Origin of the sequence: Hyphomonas oceanitis SCH89 (assembly GCF_000685295.1) — a bacterium.
Classification (GTDB): domain Bacteria; phylum Pseudomonadota; class Alphaproteobacteria; order Caulobacterales; family Hyphomonadaceae; genus Hyphomonas; species Hyphomonas oceanitis.
This window is the reverse complement of the sequence record NZ_ARYL01000012.1, coordinates 49,836-68,398: the sequence shown is the minus strand read 5'-3', so window position 1 is coordinate 68,398 and position 18,563 is coordinate 49,836. Positions and strand designations below refer to the sequence as shown.

The 18,563-nt window shown below is 61.6% G+C and carries 21 protein-coding genes; 13 read left to right on the top strand and 8 right to left on the bottom strand.

Annotated features, from left to right (window positions below; genetic code table 11):
- Window position 1: 1 nt before the first annotated feature.
- The 5 genes from HOC_RS09460 to rpmG all read left to right on the top strand — a co-directional run bounded on the left by HOC_RS09460 (window position 2) and on the right by rpmG (window position 4,564).
- The gene (locus tag HOC_RS09460; protein ID WP_084146235.1) at window positions 2–670 is read left to right on the top strand and encodes a M90 family metallopeptidase; all 669 of its coding nucleotides are present in this window, start codon (window positions 2–4) and stop codon (window positions 668–670) included.
- A 74-nt stretch (window positions 671–744) separates the two neighbouring features.
- A complete protein-coding gene (locus HOC_RS22135; protein ID WP_156950442.1) occupies window positions 745–1,221 on the top strand; it encodes a hypothetical protein in 477 nt (158 codons plus the stop codon).
- A 69-nt stretch (window positions 1,222–1,290) separates the two neighbouring features.
- Window positions 1,291–3,579, top strand: coding sequence for a ribonuclease R (gene rnr / locus HOC_RS09455; protein WP_051624687.1), 2,289 nt, complete (start codon window positions 1,291–1,293; stop codon window positions 3,577–3,579).
- Window positions 3,576–4,310 (top strand): NUDIX hydrolase, encoded by a 735-nt coding sequence (locus HOC_RS09450; protein ID WP_035537891.1) that lies wholly within the window; start codon window positions 3,576–3,578, stop codon window positions 4,308–4,310. The genes rnr and HOC_RS09450 overlap by 4 nt, the downstream gene beginning before the upstream one ends.
- Window positions 4,311–4,396: 86 nt before the next feature.
- Window positions 4,397–4,564 carry a 50S ribosomal protein L33 gene (gene rpmG, locus HOC_RS09445; protein WP_034738520.1) on the top strand — a complete coding sequence of 56 codons (168 nt, stop codon included), beginning with the start codon at window positions 4,397–4,399 and terminating at the stop codon, window positions 4,562–4,564.
- Window positions 4,565–4,630: 66 nt separating this feature from the next.
- Here rpmG and HOC_RS09440 read toward each other — a convergent pair whose 3' ends face one another.
- The 3 genes from HOC_RS09440 to HOC_RS09430 all read right to left on the bottom strand — a co-directional run bounded on the left by HOC_RS09440 (window position 4,631) and on the right by HOC_RS09430 (window position 7,674).
- Complete coding sequence (locus tag HOC_RS09440; RefSeq protein WP_035537888.1) at window positions 4,631–5,857, bottom strand: MFS transporter; 1,227 nt, start codon at window positions 5,855–5,857, stop codon at window positions 4,631–4,633.
- Window positions 5,858–5,920: 63 nt separating this feature from the next.
- A complete protein-coding gene (locus HOC_RS09435) occupies window positions 5,921–7,288 on the bottom strand; it encodes a PleD family two-component system response regulator (protein WP_035537887.1) in 1,368 nt (455 codons plus the stop codon).
- Window positions 7,285–7,674, bottom strand: coding sequence for a response regulator (locus tag HOC_RS09430; RefSeq protein WP_034738512.1), 390 nt, complete (start codon window positions 7,672–7,674; stop codon window positions 7,285–7,287). The genes HOC_RS09435 and HOC_RS09430 overlap by 4 nt, the downstream gene beginning before the upstream one ends.
- A gap of 124 nt (window positions 7,675–7,798) precedes the next feature.
- Here HOC_RS09430 and HOC_RS09425 point away from each other — a divergent pair, with 124 nt between their 5' ends.
- The 5 genes from HOC_RS09425 to HOC_RS09405 all read left to right on the top strand — a co-directional run bounded on the left by HOC_RS09425 (window position 7,799) and on the right by HOC_RS09405 (window position 11,968).
- On the top strand, window positions 7,799–9,094 hold the full coding sequence (locus HOC_RS09425; protein WP_241766961.1) for a DNA polymerase IV: 1,296 nt from the start codon (window positions 7,799–7,801) through the stop codon (window positions 9,092–9,094).
- A 69-nt stretch (window positions 9,095–9,163) separates the two neighbouring features.
- Window positions 9,164–9,625: a RidA family protein gene (locus tag HOC_RS09420; protein WP_035537884.1), complete on the top strand. Its 462-nt coding sequence runs from the start codon at window positions 9,164–9,166 to the stop codon at window positions 9,623–9,625.
- Between the two features lie 6 nt (window positions 9,626–9,631).
- The gene (locus HOC_RS09415; RefSeq protein ID WP_051624686.1) at window positions 9,632–10,348 is read left to right on the top strand and encodes a glycerophosphodiester phosphodiesterase family protein; all 717 of its coding nucleotides are present in this window, start codon (window positions 9,632–9,634) and stop codon (window positions 10,346–10,348) included.
- 25 nt (window positions 10,349–10,373) lie between these two features.
- Entirely contained in the window at window positions 10,374–11,537 is a 1,164-nt protein-coding gene (locus tag HOC_RS09410; RefSeq protein WP_035537960.1) for a GNAT family N-acetyltransferase, read from the top strand.
- Entirely contained in the window at window positions 11,534–11,968 is a 435-nt protein-coding gene (locus tag HOC_RS09405; protein WP_035537881.1) for an HIT family protein, read from the top strand. The genes HOC_RS09410 and HOC_RS09405 overlap by 4 nt, the downstream gene beginning before the upstream one ends.
- A 9-nt stretch (window positions 11,969–11,977) precedes the next feature.
- Here HOC_RS09405 and HOC_RS09400 read toward each other — a convergent pair whose 3' ends face one another.
- Both HOC_RS09400 and HOC_RS09395 read right to left on the bottom strand, forming a co-directional pair.
- Complete coding sequence (locus tag HOC_RS09400) at window positions 11,978–12,484, bottom strand: GFA family protein (protein ID WP_035537879.1); 507 nt, start codon at window positions 12,482–12,484, stop codon at window positions 11,978–11,980.
- Window positions 12,485–12,527: 43 nt separating this feature from the next.
- Window positions 12,528–12,899, bottom strand: coding sequence for a group I truncated hemoglobin (locus tag HOC_RS09395; protein WP_035537876.1), 372 nt, complete (start codon window positions 12,897–12,899; stop codon window positions 12,528–12,530).
- Window positions 12,900–13,063: 164 nt separating this feature from the next.
- Between HOC_RS09395 and HOC_RS09390 the strand changes: the two genes are divergently transcribed.
- Window positions 13,064–13,939: a LysR family transcriptional regulator gene (locus tag HOC_RS09390; RefSeq protein ID WP_035537874.1), complete on the top strand. Its 876-nt coding sequence runs from the start codon at window positions 13,064–13,066 to the stop codon at window positions 13,937–13,939.
- A gap of 4 nt (window positions 13,940–13,943) precedes the next feature.
- On the opposite strand, the gene gatB is transcribed toward HOC_RS09390, so the two are convergent.
- Window positions 13,944–15,455 carry an Asp-tRNA(Asn)/Glu-tRNA(Gln) amidotransferase subunit GatB gene (gene gatB, locus HOC_RS09385; protein WP_035537872.1) on the bottom strand — a complete coding sequence of 504 codons (1,512 nt, stop codon included), beginning with the start codon at window positions 15,453–15,455 and terminating at the stop codon, window positions 13,944–13,946.
- Between the two features lie 157 nt (window positions 15,456–15,612).
- Between gatB and HOC_RS09380 the strand changes: the two genes are divergently transcribed.
- A complete protein-coding gene (locus HOC_RS09380; protein ID WP_035537871.1) occupies window positions 15,613–15,981 on the top strand; it encodes a hypothetical protein in 369 nt (122 codons plus the stop codon).
- On the opposite strand, the gene HOC_RS09375 is transcribed toward HOC_RS09380, so the two are convergent.
- Window positions 15,978–16,451: a hypothetical protein gene (locus tag HOC_RS09375; protein WP_035537870.1), complete on the bottom strand. Its 474-nt coding sequence runs from the start codon at window positions 16,449–16,451 to the stop codon at window positions 15,978–15,980. The two genes, HOC_RS09380 and HOC_RS09375, sit on opposite strands and share 4 nt — an antisense overlap.
- Window positions 16,452–16,461: 10 nt before the next feature.
- On the bottom strand, window positions 16,462–17,934 hold the full coding sequence (gatA, locus tag HOC_RS09370; RefSeq protein ID WP_035537869.1) for an Asp-tRNA(Asn)/Glu-tRNA(Gln) amidotransferase subunit GatA: 1,473 nt from the start codon (window positions 17,932–17,934) through the stop codon (window positions 16,462–16,464).
- Between the two features lie 169 nt (window positions 17,935–18,103).
- On the opposite strand from gatA, the gene HOC_RS09365 reads away from it, so the two are divergent.
- The gene (locus tag HOC_RS09365; protein ID WP_035537866.1) at window positions 18,104–18,541 is read left to right on the top strand and encodes a DUF6491 family protein; all 438 of its coding nucleotides are present in this window, start codon (window positions 18,104–18,106) and stop codon (window positions 18,539–18,541) included.
- Window positions 18,542–18,563 lie beyond the last annotated feature (22 nt).

Below are 18,563 nucleotides of genomic sequence, written 5' to 3'. Positions count from 1 at the left end.
GATGGCTGGACCGACCCGACTCGAAATCATGATCGATGCGGCATCGCCCGTAGTGGCAAAACTGTCACCGGGGCGCAGGGCGCGTTTTACCCATCTCGTCGATCAGTTCCTGCAGGATGTTGAATTTCGCGGCGCTGATGGCTTTGATGTCACCTCCCGTGTGCGCGTGACCCTCGCCACCTATGCCTGCCTCCTCCTGCTCAACCGACCGCGCGACCGTTTTGACCTCGGCATGCGCATCGTGATCACCGAAAGCGGCCCGCCAAGCGATGCCGAGATGATGGGCCGTTATTCGCGCTGGGGCCGGATGGACCTCTGCTGGTCCAGCATCATGAAGGATGGCGTGCTCTCCATCCCGGGCTGCTGCAAGGCGATGCACGAACTGGCCCACCGGCTCGACAACCGGAACATTTTCCGGGAAGGCCTTCCCGCCAGCCACTCCGCCGAATGCCATGACACATGGCGCACCGACATGGACGAGGAACTGGACTTCCTTCGAACGCGCCTTGCCAATGGGTTCGAGACGCCGCTGACGCCGCAGGCCGCGACCAGCCAGGCCGATTTCTTCAACTGCACCACCACCGCCTATTTCGAACAGCCCGACATGCTGCGCGACAATTTCCGCCGCGTGCACGACCGTCTGGCGCATTTCTACGAGGATGGACGCTGAAGCGGCCTGGCCCTGAGCGTGCGTTTGGGGCGCACTCACTCTATTGCAGCAGCAAATGCAGAAATGGAAATACGTTGTCACTTCAGATATCGTCGGATTGGTCACAACCGATTGCTTGTCACTCTGGTGATAGCACCATCTTAAAAAGCGAGGGGGCGAGTGCCTTGAATGCGCCGAATCCAATAGGTCTTATCTACCGAATTTGGATTGCTATCCGTCAAAACCCCTGCACCATTGAGGTGATAAATTACCAGCATAATGACGGTCGGCAATGGATACGTGTTCGGAACGACAGCAATGCACCCATTCAATTGTTCGATGTAGATTTCCGCTGGAGGGAGAAGGGGGCGAGGAAGTTTACTCGTTTCACGACACCAATGGTTTGGGTTTTAAGCTCTCATTGTGACAAATCGTTGTCTCCAGCACATTCATTTGAGCATCCGGTTGATGTTCATGAGTTGGGCGAAAATATTGTCGAGTGTGAAGTCATCGTCACCCACAACCGATCAAAGCTACCAACAAAGAAACGCTTCAAGCCGATTTACTATTAATTCGATCCTGAAACGGCCACATGAACTATCCACAAGCATTTCGGCCAAGAATCCCTTATATGCCGGATTATGACATTTCCAGATAAGCAAACTGTCCTTGATTACATTCGGGACAATCCCACCGCCACCACGAAACAAGCCATCGCCAAGGGCCTCAAGGTCAAGGGTGAGGAACGCGCCACGCTGCGCGCCATCCTGCGCGAGCTTGAAGCCGATGGTGCCCTCGAACGCACCGGCAAACGGGCCTGGTCACAGGCGGATCGCCCGCCGCCCACCGGCATCGTCGAATTCACCCGGATCGACAAGAATGGTGACCTGATCGGCAAATCGATCGGCGACAATGGCCCCTTCGGCCCGGACATCACCTATGCCGGCCCCTCGGGCAAGCCACGCGGCAAGACCAAGGCCCCTGGCGTTGGCGACCGCGCCCTGTGCAAGATCAACGAGCATGACGGCGAATGGCGCGCTCGCGCCATCACGGTGCTCGAGAAGCGCATCTCAGACCGTCTCGTCGGCCTCTACTCAACCACCGCGCGTGGCGGCCGGGTCAACCCGTCCAGCCGCAAGGACCGCCGCGAATTCGTGATTCAGGAAGCCGACACCAAGGGTGCCAAGGATGGCGATCTCGTGATCGCCGAGCCGAAGCCCCAGGGCCGCCGCCATCATGGCCCGGCCCTCGGCGAGATCACCGAGATCATCGGCCATATCACCGACCCGCGCTCGGCGAGCCTTCTGGCCCTCCACGCACACGACATCCCCACCGAGTTCCCCGAGGCCGCCCTCGCGCAGGCCCGCGACCCGAAACCGGCCGCCGCCGAACGCGAAGACCTGACGCAGACCGCCCTCATCACGATCGACCCGGCCGATGCCCGCGACCATGATGATGCCGTCTTCGCCGAAAAGCTGGACGATGGCTGGCGCGTGATCGTCGCCATCGCCGATGTCGCCGCCTATGTCACCGAGGGCTCGCCCCTCGACAAGGAGGCGCTGAAGCGCGGCAACTCCACCTATTTCCCAGACCGCGTCATCCCGATGCTACCCTTCGAGCTGTCGGCTGACGAATGCTCGCTGAAGGAAGGCGAACTGCGCCGCACGCTGGCTGTCGAGATGATCTTCGGATCGGACGGCCACAAGCGTTCGCATCGCTTCATTCGCGGCATGATGAAGTCTGCCGCCAAGCTCTCCTATGAAGAGGCGCAGGCTGCCATTGACGGCAAGCCCGGCGGCAAGGCTGGCGAGATGCTGGACACTGTGCTGCGCCCGCTCTGGGACGCCTATCACGCGCTCGCAAAGGCCCGTGACAAACGCGGCCCGCTCGACCTCGACCTGCCGGAACGCCGGATCCGGTTCAAGGAAGATGGCGAGATTGACGGCATCTATACCAAGGAACGCCTCGAGGCTCACCGCCTGATCGAAGAGTTCATGATCCAGGCCAACGTCGCCGCCGCCGAAACGCTGGAACGCCAGAAGAGCCCGCTCATCTACCGCGTCCACGACACGCCGACCGATGCCAAGATCGCCGCCTTCGCGGACTTCCTGCAGACGCTGGAGCTGAAATGGAATGTCGGCGAACGCCCGCAAACCCACAAGTTCAACAAGCTCCTCAGCGAGCTTAATGGCACCGAATTCGACCAGATGGTCACGCAGATGATCCTGCGCACACAGGCGCAGGCCGTGTACGCCCCTGAGAATCTCGGTCACTTCGGCCTGAACCTCGAACGCTATGCCCACTTCACCTCGCCGATCCGCCGCTACGCAGACCTCATCGTCCACCGCGCGCTGATCGCGTCGCTGAAGCTCGGCCCGGATGGCCTCTCCAAGGAAGCCGCCTCGCAGCTTGAGCAGACCGCGCAGCACATCTCCGACACTGAGCGCCGCTCGATGGCCGCAGAGCGCGAAGCCACAGACCGCTATCTTGCCCTCTTCCTGAAGGATCAGGTCGGCGCCGAGTTCGAAGGCCGCATCACCGGCGTCACAGGCTCCGGCTTGTTCGTTGCCCTCGCCGGCACAGGCGCCGACGGCTTCATCCCGATCTCGACCATCTCGGATGACTATTGGGTACAGGACGAGGCCGCCATGGCCCTCTATGCGCGTGGCAGCGGCAAGACCTACAGCCTCGGCCAGATCGTCCGCGTGAAGCTGAAGGAAGTAACGCCCCTGCAAGGCGGCCTCCTGCTCGAAATGCTCTCCGAGCCGCAGCCGGCCCCCGAAGGCCGCAAGCAGCACCGCCGCGAAATGGATATCGGCAACGTTCCCCGCCGTAAGGGTGGACCTCCCCGCTCTGGCAAGCCTAGATTCAACAAGAAGACCCTTCCGAAGACGAAGGGCAAAGGCAAGTCAAAGGGACCGAGGAGATGAGCGAGGCCGTACCGGGCATAAAATCAGCCTTCGACAAGGAAGATGAGGGTGACGTTGTGGTCACCGACCAGCGCAGTCCGCGGCCCAAGGATGCCGCCACGCTGATCCTCGTCCGCAGGGATGCCGCCACACCGCGCGTCCTGCTCGGCAAGCGCTCTGGCGGGCACACGTTCATGCCCGACAAATATGTCTTCCCCGGTGGCCGCGTGGACCCCCACGATGCCCGTGCACCGACGCTGACGCCCCTCTCCGAGCCTGTGGCCACCAAGCTCGCCATCGGCACCCGCCGTGCGCCCCACGCCTTCGCGCTGACGGCTATCCGCGAGACATTCGAGGAAACCGGCCTGATCGTTGGCCGCCCCGGCACGCATACCGGCAAACCGCCGCAGGGCTGGCACCGCTATTATGGCGAGGGTGTCATGCCCTGCCTCGAATCCTTCGAGTTCATCGGCCGCGCGATCACGCCGCCCTACCGGCCGAAGCGCTTTGACGCCCGATTTTTCATGGCCGATGCCGAAGATGCCCTGATTGACGAACGCCCCCCTGTGGACGGCGCAGAGCTGTCAGACCTGCAATGGGTGACGCTGGCCGACGCCCTGGACCTCGACCTGCCCTCGGTTACACGCTTCATGCTGGGCGAAATCGGAGAGCGGATTGCAAAGCAACAAGCCACAAAAGGCCCACCGTTCCTCCGATGGACTCGGAATGGTCACACAACGGACAGGCTTTAGAGCAGGAACACTGCTTGACTTCCCCTTCGGGCCCCGTCATTAAGCCGCTTTCCAGTTTCAGACGCTAGCACAAGCGAGCCAACACTATGGCCAAGCCAACCACGATCAAGATTCGCCTCAACTCGACGGCCGATACAGGTTTCTTCTATGTCACCAAGAAGAACCCACGCACGAAGACTGAAAAGCTCGTGATGAAAAAGTACGACCCGATCGTGAAAAAGCACGTCGAATTCAAAGAAGGCAAGATCAAGTAAGATCCTGCTTTTAAAGGCAATTTGTCAAAAGCCCGTTCGCAAGAGCGGGCTTTTTGCTTATGGGCCTCAGGCGTCCGGATTGCCCTCGTGCAGGTTGCTGGCCTTGCGTATGCCCGGGAACAGCACCGACCACGCCGCCGCAATGCCCACGGCCGCATAGCCGCCCGCCACGACGGTAAACACCGCCCCCCACTTCGCCGCCATGAACCCGGCCCGCGCCTCGCCCAACTCGTTTGAAGCACCAAGGAAAATGGAATTCACCGCATTCACCCGCCCCCGCACCTGGTCCGGCGTCCAGAGCTGCAGCAATATCTCGCGAATATAGACCGAGACCATATCGAATGCGCCGACGCAGACGAGCGCCAGGATCGACAGCCACGCCACCGTCGAATAGCCGAACACCACGGTCGACAGGCCAAACAGCGCCACGCAGACGAACAGGATCTTCCCAGCATGCTCGCGAATCGGGAAAGCCGTTATCACGGCCGTTACGATCAGCGCGCCAATACCCGGCGCTGCACGCATCAGGCCAAGGCCCGTCTCACCCACCTGGAGGATGTCGCGCGCATAGACCGGCATCAGCGCAACCGCCCCACCAAGCAGCACCGCGAACAGGTCGAGTGAGATCGCCCCCAGCACCACTTTCTGCTTCCAGACATAGGTGAACCCACCCAGAACCACGCTCAGCGTCTTCGGCTCTGTGGAGACGCGCTGGGGCGGCTTGGGGATCGAGAAGATCAGCACCGCTGCGATGGCAAACATCACCGTCGCGGTGGAATAGGACAGCACATGCGACACGCCATAGAGGAGGCTGCCCACGACAGGCCCGACAATGGAGGCCATCTGCCAGGCCGAGGCGTTCCAGCCAACGGCATTGGCGAAATCCTCACGCGGCACCACGTTCACCGCGAGGCTGGCAGATGCCGGCGACAGGAAGGCCCGCGCCACGCCAAACGCTGTCAGGATGGCCAGCACCCAGACCGGATGGAACTGGTTTGTTGCCGCCAGGAACAGGATGCCTGCCGTGCAGCTCATCTCGACGAGGATGGCGAGGCCCATCACCAGCCGCCGCCCAAACGTGTCCGAGGCAAGCCCCGTCACGAACACGAGCAGCAGGGCGGGAAGGAACTGTACCAACCCGATCCAACCGAGATAAATCGCGTTCTGCGTCTCGTCATAGATCTGCCAGGCGACCGAGACCGACACGATCTGGGCCGCAAAGGCGGTCATGAAACGGGAGGTGAAATAGCGGCTGTAGGACGAGTGCCTGAACGCCGCGAAACGATCTGCCATGCCCTTAAAACCTGCCTTGGAAGCTCAAAACGTGCAGTTGCGCCGCGTCGTGGCCCAAGTCAATCAGGCGGCAATGCTTTCAACGCGGTTTCGGCCGCCGGACTTGGCCTGATAGAGCGCCGTATCGGAACGCTTCATCAGGTCTGCCATCGTATCGTCCGGCCCATTGATCGTGGCGACCCCTGCGCTGATGGTAAGGGTGATCTCACGGCGTCCGCCGCTGACACTGAAGGGCCGGCTCGCAACGGCGCGGCGGATGCGTTCACCCGCTGCGCAGGCAAGGTCTCCAGCCGTGTTCGGCATGATGACCATGAACTCTTCGCCGCCCGGCCGGCAGACAATATCACTGGGCCGTACATTTTCCCTGAGACGGGTCGCCACTTCCTGCAACACTTCATCGCCTGCATCGTGACCATAGGTGTCGTTGACCGATTTGAAATGGTCGATATCGCACATCACCACGGAAACGGGCTTACCGCCCATAACCGAGCGCTGCATCAGCTGCTGGAGCTGGTCGACCATGTAGCGGCGGTTGTAGAGGCCGGTAAGCTGGTCGATGACCGAGAGTTCGAGCCCGCGATCCACCCGCTTGCGCAGCATGTCGATATAGCGGGAACGGCGTGTCTGCGTGCGCACACGCGCCAGCAACTCCAGCCGGTCTACCGGCGAGAAGATCACGTCATTCGCGCCAATCTGCAAGCCGCGACCGGCTTTGGACGTATCCGCCTGATCACAAACCAGAAGCATCGAGATCGCACGTGTCGCTTCGGTCATCCGGAAATGGGCACAGAGTTTCAGCGCATCGAAGGCTTTTGATGCAGCCGACAATATCAAGATGTCGACGCCCATTTCCGAGAGGTTGGACATGTCGCCCGCCTCCAGAAGCGTCGTGGCAGAATGGCCCGCCTCGCGCATCATGGTGGCAATACGGGCCGACGTACGCGGGTTGTCGTCGATGATGAAAGCGCGTGCGGAACGGTTCAGTTCTTCTTCGCTGATCGCTTCAACCGCACCGGCCTTCAGGCCGCTGGCCTGACGTTGGCGCAGTTCCGAGGCAACCGCATTGTAGCGCATCAGCGCGCCCACACGCGACATCAGCGCGAAATCATCTACCGGCTTCGTGAGGAAATCTTCCGCGCCGACTTCGAGCCCGCGGATACGGTCTTCAGTGTCGCTGAGCGCAGTCACCATAACCACGGGAATAAAGGAAGTGCGGGGGTCTGCTTTCAGGCGCTGGCAGACTTCATAGCCATCCATGCCCGGCATCATCACGTCGAGCAGGATGATATCCGGCATTTGAGCGCGAGCGAGATCCAGCGCCTGCCTGCCATTCTCGGCATGCAGCACGTTGAAGTACTGCGCCTCCAGCTTGGCCTGCAGCAGGCGGCGGTTAGCTTCAATATCGTCGACGACAAGGATCCTGGCGCTCATGCAGGCTCCTTGGGCATCAGCGCCTCCACCGCTTTGATGAAGGTCATGATCTGGATCGGCTTCGAGAGGTATCCCTCACAGCCGGCTTCGCGAACGCGCTGCTCGTCGGCCCGCATGGCAAATGCCGTTACAGCCAGGACAGGGATATGCGCGACCTTGTCATCATCTTTCAACCAACGCGTGATATCGAGGCCCGAGACTTCGGGCAGCTGGATGTCCATGATGATGAGATCAGGCAGCTCGCGTCGGGCAATTTCGACCGCCTTGGCGCCATCGCGGCACTGATAGGTTGCAAAGCCGTAGGCGTCCAACAGGTCGCAAAAGAGGCGCATGTTGAGTTCATTGTCCTCAACAACCAGCACTTTTCTGGTGCGCTTTTCCGCCATAATTCCCCGTAACGACTAATGATTCGGCCGAATTCTATTCAATCTATTTTAGCTATACCCCAAATACTTAATTTGGCTTTACACTAGCGTACACATCTCATTGCCGCGAGTCGCGGAACATGGCATGAACATTCTTGTCATGTACGCCCTTTGCCGTGATTGCCTGCATCTGGAAAACGGTGCCGTTTCAGCCTGTACGCGCTGCGGACGGGGCCGGATCATTGCGCATCCCGCGCTGACGCAACTCAGCATTGCGCATCTCGACTGCGACGCCTTCTTCGCCGCCATCGAGAAGCGGGACGACCCCAGTCTCAAGGACAAGCCGGTGATCGTAGGCGGCGGTCAGCGCGGTGTCGTCTCCACCTGCTGTTACATTGCCCGCCTCTATGGCGTGCGGTCCGCCATGCCCATGTTCAAGGCGCTGAAACTCTGCCCGGACGCCGTGGTGATCAGCTCCAATTTCGGGAAGTACCGCGAAGCCGCAACGATGATGCGCGAAAAGATGGACGCGCTGACGCCACTGGTCCAGCCGGTCTCCATTGACGAGGCCTATATGGACCTTTCCGGCACTGAGACCACCCATCACGCTCCGCCTGCCGTCAGCCTGGCACGCCTCGCCTTCGAGATAGAGCGTGATATCGGCATCACTGTCTCGATCGGACTCTCGTCCAACAAGTTCCTCGCCAAGACGGCCAGTGAACTCGACAAGCCGCGCGGCTTCGCCGTCATCGCGCCGGAAGAGGCAGAAGCCCTGCTCGGCCCTAAACCCATCGACTTCCTGCACGGCGTCGGCCCGAAATTCGCCCAGAAACTCGCCGCCGACGGTTTCGATACCGTCCACGATATCCAGCAGGCCGAGCTGAAGCCACTGATCCAGCGCTACGGCGAGACAGGCATGTGGCTGAAGCAACGCGCCCACGGCCTCGACAACCGCCCTGTGCGCAATGACGAGGAGCGCAAATCCGTTTCCAGCGAGACCACGTTCCGGACAGACATCTCCGATCCCGCCGCGCTTGAAGACGAGCTCTGGCAGCTGTGTGTAAAAACCGCCGACCGCGCCAAAGCCGTGGGCGTTGTCGGCGTCGTCGTGACACTGAAACTGAAGACCGCGAACTTCCGCGCGCTTACCCGGCGCATTTCACTGCCGGAACCCACACAACTCGCCCAGGAAATTTTCCGCGCCGGTCGGCCGCTTCTGGCCCGTGAAGCCAATGGCCGCGAACGCTATCGCCTCATTGGCATTGGCCTCTCAGGCCTTGACGACCATCGCGCCGATACGGTCGACCTGCTTGACCCGAGCATTGCCAAGCGCGCCGCCGCCGAGCGCGCCTCGGACGCCGCCCGGGCGCGCTTCGGCACGGATGCCGTCGTCACTGGCCGCGCTGCCCGCATTGCGAAACTGCGCGAGTCAGATGGCTGACTTGCCCCCTTCCGCAACCTACGGCATGCAGGGCCCACACCGTCATTCACGCACCGGAGCACGCCCCACATGACCACCCCAGAAGCCCGCCTCGACGCCCTCGGCATTGAACTGCCCGCCCCCATGGTGCCCGTCGCCAATTACGTGCCCTACGTGATCACCGGTAACATGCTGTTCGTCTCAGGCCAGGTCAGCGCCACGCCTACCGGCCGCATCACGGGCCGCCTCGGCGAAGACATGGAACTCTCGGCTGGCCAACATGCCGCCCGCCAGTGCGGTATCAACCTGATCGCGCAGTGCAAGGCCGCTGTGGGCGACCTCTCGCGCATCAAGCGCGTGGTGAAGCTCGGCGGCTTCGTCAATGCCGCCGGCGATTTCACCGACATCCCGCAGGTCATCAATGGTTGTTCAGACCTCATGGTCGAAGTCTTTGGGGATGCCGGCAAGCATGCGCGTTCGGCTGTGGCCTGCCCGGTCCTGCCGCTTGGCGTCGCGGTTGAAGTCGACGGTGTGTTTGAAATCGAAGGATAGTATCCGATGGCCCGGCACTTTGACCTGACAGCATTTACATATGCACATCGCGGTCTCTGGTCCGCCGATGGCCATCCGGAAAATTCTCTTGCCGCCTTCGAGGCCGCCATCGATGCCGGACTCGGCATCGAATATGACGTGCGGCCCTCGAAGGACGGCGAGGTCATGGTCTTTCATGATCCCACCCTTGTCCGCATGACGGGCGTCGAGGCCGTATTCGAAGACATGACGGCGCATGACCTTCAGGCCGTGCGGCTGGCTGGCACGGACCAGCCTGTGCCCACGCTGCACGCCTTGCTCGACATCTGGCCGACCGACCTGCCTCTGCTCACCGAAATGAAGATCGACGGCAACACCGACCCCGCCGCCTTCGCCCGCAAGGTGGGTGAGATGCTAACGGGCCATATCGGCCCTGCTGCCGCGATGAGCTTTTCGGAAGCCGCCGTCGACGCCATTCCCGAAGCGGTGATGCGCGGCCAGCTGATCCACCCGATCAGCCGGACCAGCGAAGCCGAGTTTGACGCCAAGCTCGCCCGCGCGCTTGAGCGCAATGTCGACTATCTCGCGATCAATGTCGCCGATGCCGAACGCGCGGCTGTGTCGCTCGCCGGAAAGCTGCCCTTTGTCGTCTGGACGGTGCGCACGATTGAGGATGTCCGCCGCATCCATGTGCTGAACGGCGCCATCATTTTCGAACACCTGCCCGTTCCGCTGGCAACATGATGCCGCGCGCCCTAGATTGATGGGCATGGACGACACCGCGCTCAAAATCACCATCGTCCCGGCCCTGGCCGAGGTGTTGCCCGATGAGTGGAACGCCGTCGCCAATCCGCCGGGCGCGCGCTACGATCCCTTCCTGACATGGGAATTCCTGGAAGCCATGGAGAGCAGCGGCGCCGCAACGCCGCGCACGGGCTGGGTGCCGCGCCACTTGCTGATCCGCGGCGATGACGGGCGCCTGCGCGCCGCCATGCCGCTCTATGCCAAGATGCATTCGCGTGGAGAGTTTGTGTTCGACCATAGCTGGGCCGAGGCCTTTGAACGCGCGGGCGGCTCCTATTATCCGAAGCTTCTCGCCGCCGTGCCCTTCACGCCCGTTACGGGCCGCCGCCGCCTCGTGCCGCCTGGTCCTGACGAAATCCAGCTCAAGGCTGCGCTTCTCGCTGGCGCGATCCAGATCGCCGAGGAGAATGATCTCTCCTCGCTGCATATCAATTTCATCGACCATGACGACGCTGACGTGCTGGAGAATACCGGCCTCCTCTCGCGCACCGACCAGCAGTTTCGCTGGGAGAATGACGGTTACGAGAACTTCGATGGCTTCCTGGGCGCGCTCTCATCGGCCAAGCGCAAGAACCTGCGCAAGGAGCGCGCGAAGGCACAGGAAGGCGTGGAGTTCGTGCATCTCACCGGCGACGCGATCACCGAGGACCATCTCGACCATTTCTTCCAGTTCTACATGGACACCGGCAGCCGCAAATGGGGCACGCCGTATCTCACACGGCTGAGCTTCTCCCTGCTGCGCGAGCGCATGCCCGATGATCTCCTCTTCGTCTTCGCCATGGAGAATGGCGAGCCCATCGCGGGCGCCATGAACCTGATCGGTTCGGACACGCTCTATGGACGCTACTGGGGCTGCAGCGACCAGCGCCCGATGCTCCACTTCGAAACCTGCTATTATCAGGCCATCGACTTCGCCATCGCGCGCGGCCTCAAATACGTCGAGGCGGGCGCACAGGGCGGCCACAAGCTCGCGCGCGGCTATGTGCCGGTGCTCACGCGCTCGGCCCACTGGATCGCCCATCCGGGCCTGCGCAACGCCGTCGCCGACTATCTCACCCGCGAACGCGACGCGGTTGAATCCGACATGGACTATCTCACAGAGCGCACACCCTTTAAGAAAGACTCATGACACTTCACGACACCTACGATTCCACCAACATCTTCGCGAAAATCCTGCGTGGCGAGATGCCCGCCGTCAAAGTCTACGAGGACGATACCGCCCTCGCCTTCATGGACGTTTTTCCGCAAGCCGAAGGCCACACGCTGGTCATTCCTAAAGACGTTGAAGCACGCAACCTGCTCGAAATGCCGCCGGAGAAACTCGGACCCTACATGCTGGTCGTGCAGAAGGTCGCCAAGGCCGTCGAAGCCGCGCTGAAGCCGGACGGCCTCGTCGTCACCCAGTTCAACGGCGCCCCCGCCGGGCAGACCGTCTACCACCTCCACTTCCACATCATCCCCCGCATCGAAGGCCAGGCCCTCGGCCGCCACGGCAGCGGCGGCATGGCGGATATGGGCGAGTTGGAGAAGCTTGCATTGAAGATTCGCGAGGCGCTGTAGAAGCACTCCCTAAGGCATGGGGATTCCCGCCGCCTCGAACAACGCGGCCCGTCGGCGCAGGCTGTCCGGCGACCAGGTGACCTCATACTCATAATAGATGTCGACCGCCCGTGCGCCGTCGGGCAGGCGCACCCAAGGCTGCTTGTCGGACGTGAAGATATGCACATCGGGCGGGCAGAGGTCAGGATTGTCGAGCGTCCCGACACGGATGAAGTTTATGCGCTCCCGCAAGCCGGACATGTGATAATGGCTCCACACCGCAACGCGGCACCTGGGGCAGCGCGCGATCGTCTGCCCCCTGCCGCTCGGCGTGTCGACGAGGATATCCTCGACATCGGCGCCAGTCACTTTCACCTGATCGGCTTCGATAAGCGCATTCAGCGCAAAGGCTGCCCCGGTCTGCCTCTGGCAATAGCGGCAATGGCAGCAATGCACGATCATCGGCTTTGACAGCAACCTGTAACGAACATGGCGACATGTGCAGCCACCTTCAGCTGAGAAGAGTGTATCAGTCATCGCCTGCCTTCCATATTGGCGTTTCGTGCCGATAGCCGGCCCGCTACGATGAGGTGACAATGTCGCTCTTGAGACTGTCCAGAAACGCCATGACCTCACCACCTTCCTGGGCCTCAACGCCAAGTTCGCCCGCCACGCTAACCACAATCTCGAGGAAACGCGTCCAGTCAACGTCCGTGATCCCCATTCCGGCATGGGCCAGCGCCATGTCGCGCCCGGTATAATACATCTGGCCCCCGGTTTCCCGCACGAGATAGTTGATCAACATCTGCAAAGCCCTGGCGTCCCTGTCTTCGCCGCTATGGGCCCAGATGCGCCCCAGCAAGTCGTCAGCTTTTGCCTGGTCAACAAGCTGTGTCGCAAATAATGCGATTGCGTCATATCCGCCGAGGCGGTCGTAAAGTGATACCGTCATTCTCGAAGTCCTTTCGTTACCGTCCAGATACGTTCCGCCGGTTTGGTGAAGCCGCACCACGCCCCGATTTCGGTTGCCAACTGGGTCGCATTCTCACACGATCCTGGAAACTCGATAGAAATCGAAAGCGGTTGTGCAAAAATGCACGCTGAGGGGGACGCCAAATGCAATGGGATGACGCGCGGATGTTCCTTGCCCTGGCGCGCGAAGGCTCATTCAGCGCTGCGGCCAAGCGGCTGGGCGTCCAGCACTCCACCGTCTCGCGGCGCATACATACGCTGGAAAAAGATCTGGGGACGCCGCTGGTTGAGCGCAGCGCGACCGGCTATGTCCTGACCGAGGCGGGCGAGAACCTGAGGACATCCGCCACCCGCATAGAGCGGGAGTTATTGTCCTTCGAGGCAGCCAGCACAGGCCAAAGCGACGCGCCCTCGGGGGAACTTCGTGTTACGGCCATCGCCAATATGGCCTCGACCGTACTGATGCCGCTATTTGCCGGGTTCAGCGCCGCCTATCCGGGCATTGACCTGCATATTGAAGTGACCAACGATTCCGTCCGCCTGGCCGAACGCGATGCCGATATTGCCCTCAGGCAGACAAATACGCCGGGCGAAACACTGATCGGTACCCGGCTGACCACCGTCTCCTCGGCAGTATACGCATCAACCGAATACTGCGCCGCCCTCGAGGCCGGTAAGGTTGCGGAAAAGTGGATCGGCGTCGATTGCTGCGAATACCACCGAACCTGGACCAGGCAGGCGAGGCCACAGGCCGATCATTCCTTCTGCGTGGACGACACGTCACTGACAATCGCCGCCATCCGGGGAGGGATGGGTGTCGGATACCTGCCGTGCTTCATGGGCGACAGCGATCCGCATCTGGTGAGGTTCCACGAGCCGGAAAAACACCATGATCTCGGACTATGGCTGCTCTATCATCGCGACCTGCGCAACACCAGGCGCGTGACCCTTTTCCGCCAATACATGCAGCGCGAAATCGTTGGCATCAGCCCATTGTTCGAGGGGGCCGGAACCCGCTAGACTCTTAAAGCCCCAGCTTCGCTTTCAGGATCTCGTTCACGGCTTTCGGGTTGGCCTTGCCGCCTGAAGCCTTCATCACCTGGCCGACGAACCAGCCGAGCGTCTGAGGCTTCTCTTTGACCTTCTCGACCTGCTCGGGGTTGGCCGCGATGATCTCGTCGACAACCTTCTCGATGGCGCCGGTATCGGTCACCTGTTTCAGGCCGTGCTTTTCGACAATCGCCGCCGCTTCGCCCTCGCCCGCAATCATGCGCGCGAAAACATCCTTTGCGATCTTGCCGCTGATCGTGTCGTCGCTGATCAGGGCGATCAGTCCGCCCAGCGCATCCGCCGAGACCGGACTATCGCCGAGTTCAAGGCCTTCCTTGTTCAGGTAGCCGAACAGTTCCTGCGTCACCCAGTTGGCAGCCAGTTTCGCGTCACGGCCCTTGGCCACGGTCTCGAAATAGGCGGCCTTGTCGGCGTCCGCGATAAGCACACCGGCGTCATAGTGCGAGATGCCGTATTCGGATTCAAAGCGCGCGCGCTTCTGGTCCGGCAGTTCCGGCAGGCTTGCCTTGATCTCGTCGATCCAGGCCTGCTCGATTTCGAGCGGAAGCAGGTCCGGGTCCGGGAAGTAGCGGTAATCGTGCGCGTCTTCCTTCGAGCGCATGGAGCGCGTTTCGACCTTCACCGGGTCGAACAGGCGCGTTTCCTGATCCACTGTGCCGCCGCCTTCGATGATCTCGATCTGGCGGCGTGCTTCGTACTCAATCGCCTGCTGGATGAAGCGGAACGAGTTCATGTTCTTCAGCTCGCAGCGCGTGCCGAGATGGCCGAAATCGCCCGTCTCGCGGAATTTCTCGTACTGGCCGGGGCGGCAGACAGACACGTTCACGTCGGCGCGCAGATTGCCCTTGTCCATGTCGCCGTCGCAGGTGCCGAGCGCGATCACGATGGCCCGGATCTTCTTCACATAGGCGGCGGCCTCGGCGGGCGAACGCACGTCAGGCTTCGACACGATTTCCATCAGCGCGACGCCCGAGCGGTTCAGGTCCACATAGGTCGAGTTCGGGTCCATGTCGTGGATCGACTTGCCGGCGTCCTGCTCCAGGTGCAGGCGCTCGATGCGGCACGGGAAGCTGTAGGCCTCGCCGCCATGAGCGGGCTCAACGTCCACATCGATCTCGCCTTCGCCGACGATGGGGTGGGCAAACTGGCTGATCTGGTAGCCCTGCGGCAGGTCAGGATAGAAATAGTTCTTGCGGTCAAACCGGCTGTAGAGATTGATCTCGGCCTTCAGGCCAAGACCCGTGCGCACAGCCTGTTCGACGCATTTCCTGTTGATCACTGGCAGCATGCCCGGCATCGCAGCATCGACCAGCGACACGTTGCAGTTCGGGTCGGCGCCAAATTCCGTCGAGGCGCCCGAAAACAGCTTGGCATTCGAGGCCACCTGCGCGTGGATCTCCAGCCCCATGACGACTTCCCAGTCGCCGGTGTCGCCTTTGATTACGTAGGGTGTGCGCGCTGACATGGCTTGCCTTCTGATCCAGTTGAAAATCTGGGTTCTTTTAGCGGCAAGCGGCCCGGCCTGTCGAGCCGCGAAGGCTGCTCAATGGGCTCTGACTTCCCTTTTGCGCCGGACTGGTCAAGAATGCGGCCAAGCGTAATAGCGCATCGGGAGGGAAGCCATGTTGTTCAAGATGATCCTCGACGGGTCCGGGGAAGATGAACGGCCGATTGTGAGGGGCTTCCTGAAGCACCTGATCGCGGGCTTTGCGGTGGGGCTTCTGGTCGGCGCTGTCGGCCTGTTCATGGTGATCGCCGCCTTCGGCAACCTCAAGCTCGACATGCCCATCCTGTTCATCGCGGCCATGATGCTGCAATTCGGGCCGATTGGCGGACTGGTTGGCGTCGGCATCTATCTGTCGCGCATCACCGAGAGGTCGCGCGGGGAGGATGAGGATGACGGCCCCGGCGGCGGCACGAAAGTGCGTGTTGAGGCCACAGCCAGCGCCCATCAGGCGCCGCCACGGCTTCAGGCCGCGACCGCCAGCTAGATCTTGCCTTCTTCCTTGGCGCGCTTGTAGCGCTCGCGGCGGGCCGCCATCTTGTCTGCCACGGAGGCAGACTGCGGCACGCGGGTCGGGGCTTCACCTGCTGGCGTCGGCGCCACTTCAGGCTCGGCTGGCGCCTCTTCTTCCAGCTTGCCCTCGGCGATCAGCTGCTTGCGGCGGGCCGCCACGCGGGCCTCGCGCGCCTGCTGGGCCTGGCTTTTGGAATTGAACAGGCCGGACAGTTTGGATTTTTGCGCGCCTTTCAGCGGTGAGCCACCTTCCGCGCGCTCTGCCCTTTTGGCGAGGATCCGCGAAATCCGGAAGGATACATACATGGCCACCAGAACAGCCACGAGCATCATGCCGGACATTCTGGGATCAAACAGGTCATACCCGTTTTGCGCCATCATGGCCCACATCAGGCCGACTGAGACAACGAGCATGATGGCGAAGAGAATGAGAAAACGTTTCATGTGGAGCAGCTTACCACCACTTCTCCGGCTTCGCCACGAACCCAGCTGCACGTTCCAGTTCGCCGCCGACGCGGAAGCAGGCCGCTTCGTCCAGCGCCTTGCCGATCACTTGTAGGCCGAGCGGCAGGCCGCTCTTGGACATGCCGGTCGGCACCGAAATGCCCGGCAGGCCGGCGAGGTTCGCCGTCACCGTGAACACGTCGTTGAGGTACATTTCCACCGGGTCGCCGCTCTTCTCGCCAAAGGCAAAGGCAGGGCTCGGGCAGGTTGGCGTCAGCACCGCGTCACAGCCTTCGAAAGCGGAAACAAAGTCGTTGAGGATCTTGGTCCGCACTTTCTGGGCACGCAGGTAATAGGCGTCGTAATAGCCGCTGGAGAGCACATAGGTGCCGATCAGCAGGCGGCGCTGCACTTCCGCGCCAAAGCCACCGGCGCGCGTGCCTTCATAGGTCTGCGCGAGGTTGTTGCCCTCGATGCGGGCGCCGTAGCGCATGCCGTCATAGCGGGCGAGGTTGGACGAGGCTTCCGCTGGCGCCACGATATAATACGCAGGCAGCGCGTATTTCGTGTGCGGCAAGCTGATCTCGACAATCTCGGCGCCAGCCTCTTTCAGCCAGGCAATGCCCTGATCCCAGAGCGCATTCATTTCGTCCGAGAGGCCGTCAATGCGGTATTCCTTTGGAATGCCGATCCGCATGCCCTTCACGCCCTTGGACACATCGCTGCGCCAGTCCGGCGTCGGGATGTCCAGCGAAGTGGAATCCTTCGCGTCATGGCTGCACATCACTTCCAGAAGGATGGCGCTGTCTTCGACGGTCTTGGCAATCGGCCCGGCCTGATCAAGCGAGGAGGCGAACGCCACCATGCCGTAGCGGCTGGCCCGGCCATAGGTCGGCTTGATACCCACTGTGCCCGTGAAGGCCGCTGGCTGGCGGATCGAGCCGCCTGTGTCGGAAGCCGTCGCCGCGAGGCAGAGGTTCGCCGCCACGGAGGCCGCAGAGCCGCCCGATGAACCGCCCGGCGTGAGGCTTTGATTGTCGCCATCACGGCGCCAGGGGTTGATCACGTTGCCGAAATGCGAGGTCTCGTTCGACGAGCCCATGGCGAACTCGTCCATGTTGAGCTTGCCCAGCATGACAGCGCCTTCGTCCCACAGGTTCTGCGTGACGGTGGATTCATAGGTCGGGGTGAACTCGCCGAGGATGCCGCTGCACGCCGTCGTGCGCACGCCCTTGGTGCAATAAAGGTCCTTGATGCCCAGCGGCGCGCCTTCAAGACGCCCGCCCTCGCCCTTGGCCAGTTTCGCGTCCGACGCATCCGCCATGGCCAGCGCCTTTTCCGGCGTTTCCACGACATAGGCATTCAGCACCCGGGCGCCCTCGATGGCACTCACGAAGTCCTGCGTAATCTCGCGCGACGAAAACTGCTTGGCCTTCAGGCCATCAAGCGCTGCGGCAAGGGTGAGTTTGGTCAAATCGGTCATGTATAATCCCGCGAAGAAATCTGCCCGCCTGCTATGACGGCTTGGGGGGAAAGTTCAAGTCTCCGTGACCGTGCTTGTCAGTTCCGACGGCCCGGCGCATCAATGGATTTCGGAACATTTGCCCCGAATCCCGCTTTTTTGAAGGGCAGCACACCCGATAAAGGACATCATGATGCGTTTGATCACTCTCGCCCTCTCAACGGCCCTCCTCGCCGCCTGCGCCAGCCACACACCGACACCAGCCAAAGCCAAGGGCGTCGCCCAGTTCGCCGGCGACGCGCGGCTCGGGGAAGAGGTCAACAAGGTCTGCTTCGCCTCGACAATCGATGGCTTCCACGATGCCACCGATGACACGGTCGTGCTCTCAAAAGGCCGCGACGACTATCTCATTGAAACCTTTGGCGGCTGCTTCAACCTGGACCAGGCCCAGCGCTTGGGCGTGGATTCCACAACCGGCTGCCTCGGCAAGGGTGACCATATCATCACCTCCGATTCCATCTCGGGACATAGTGACACCGGCTTCGGCGTGCAGCGCTGCACCATCAAGGCGATGTATAAATGGGATGCAAAAGCAGAGGCGCCCGCAGAAGCCGAAGAATCCCAATAGCGCCGCATCTGGCCTGTGCTAG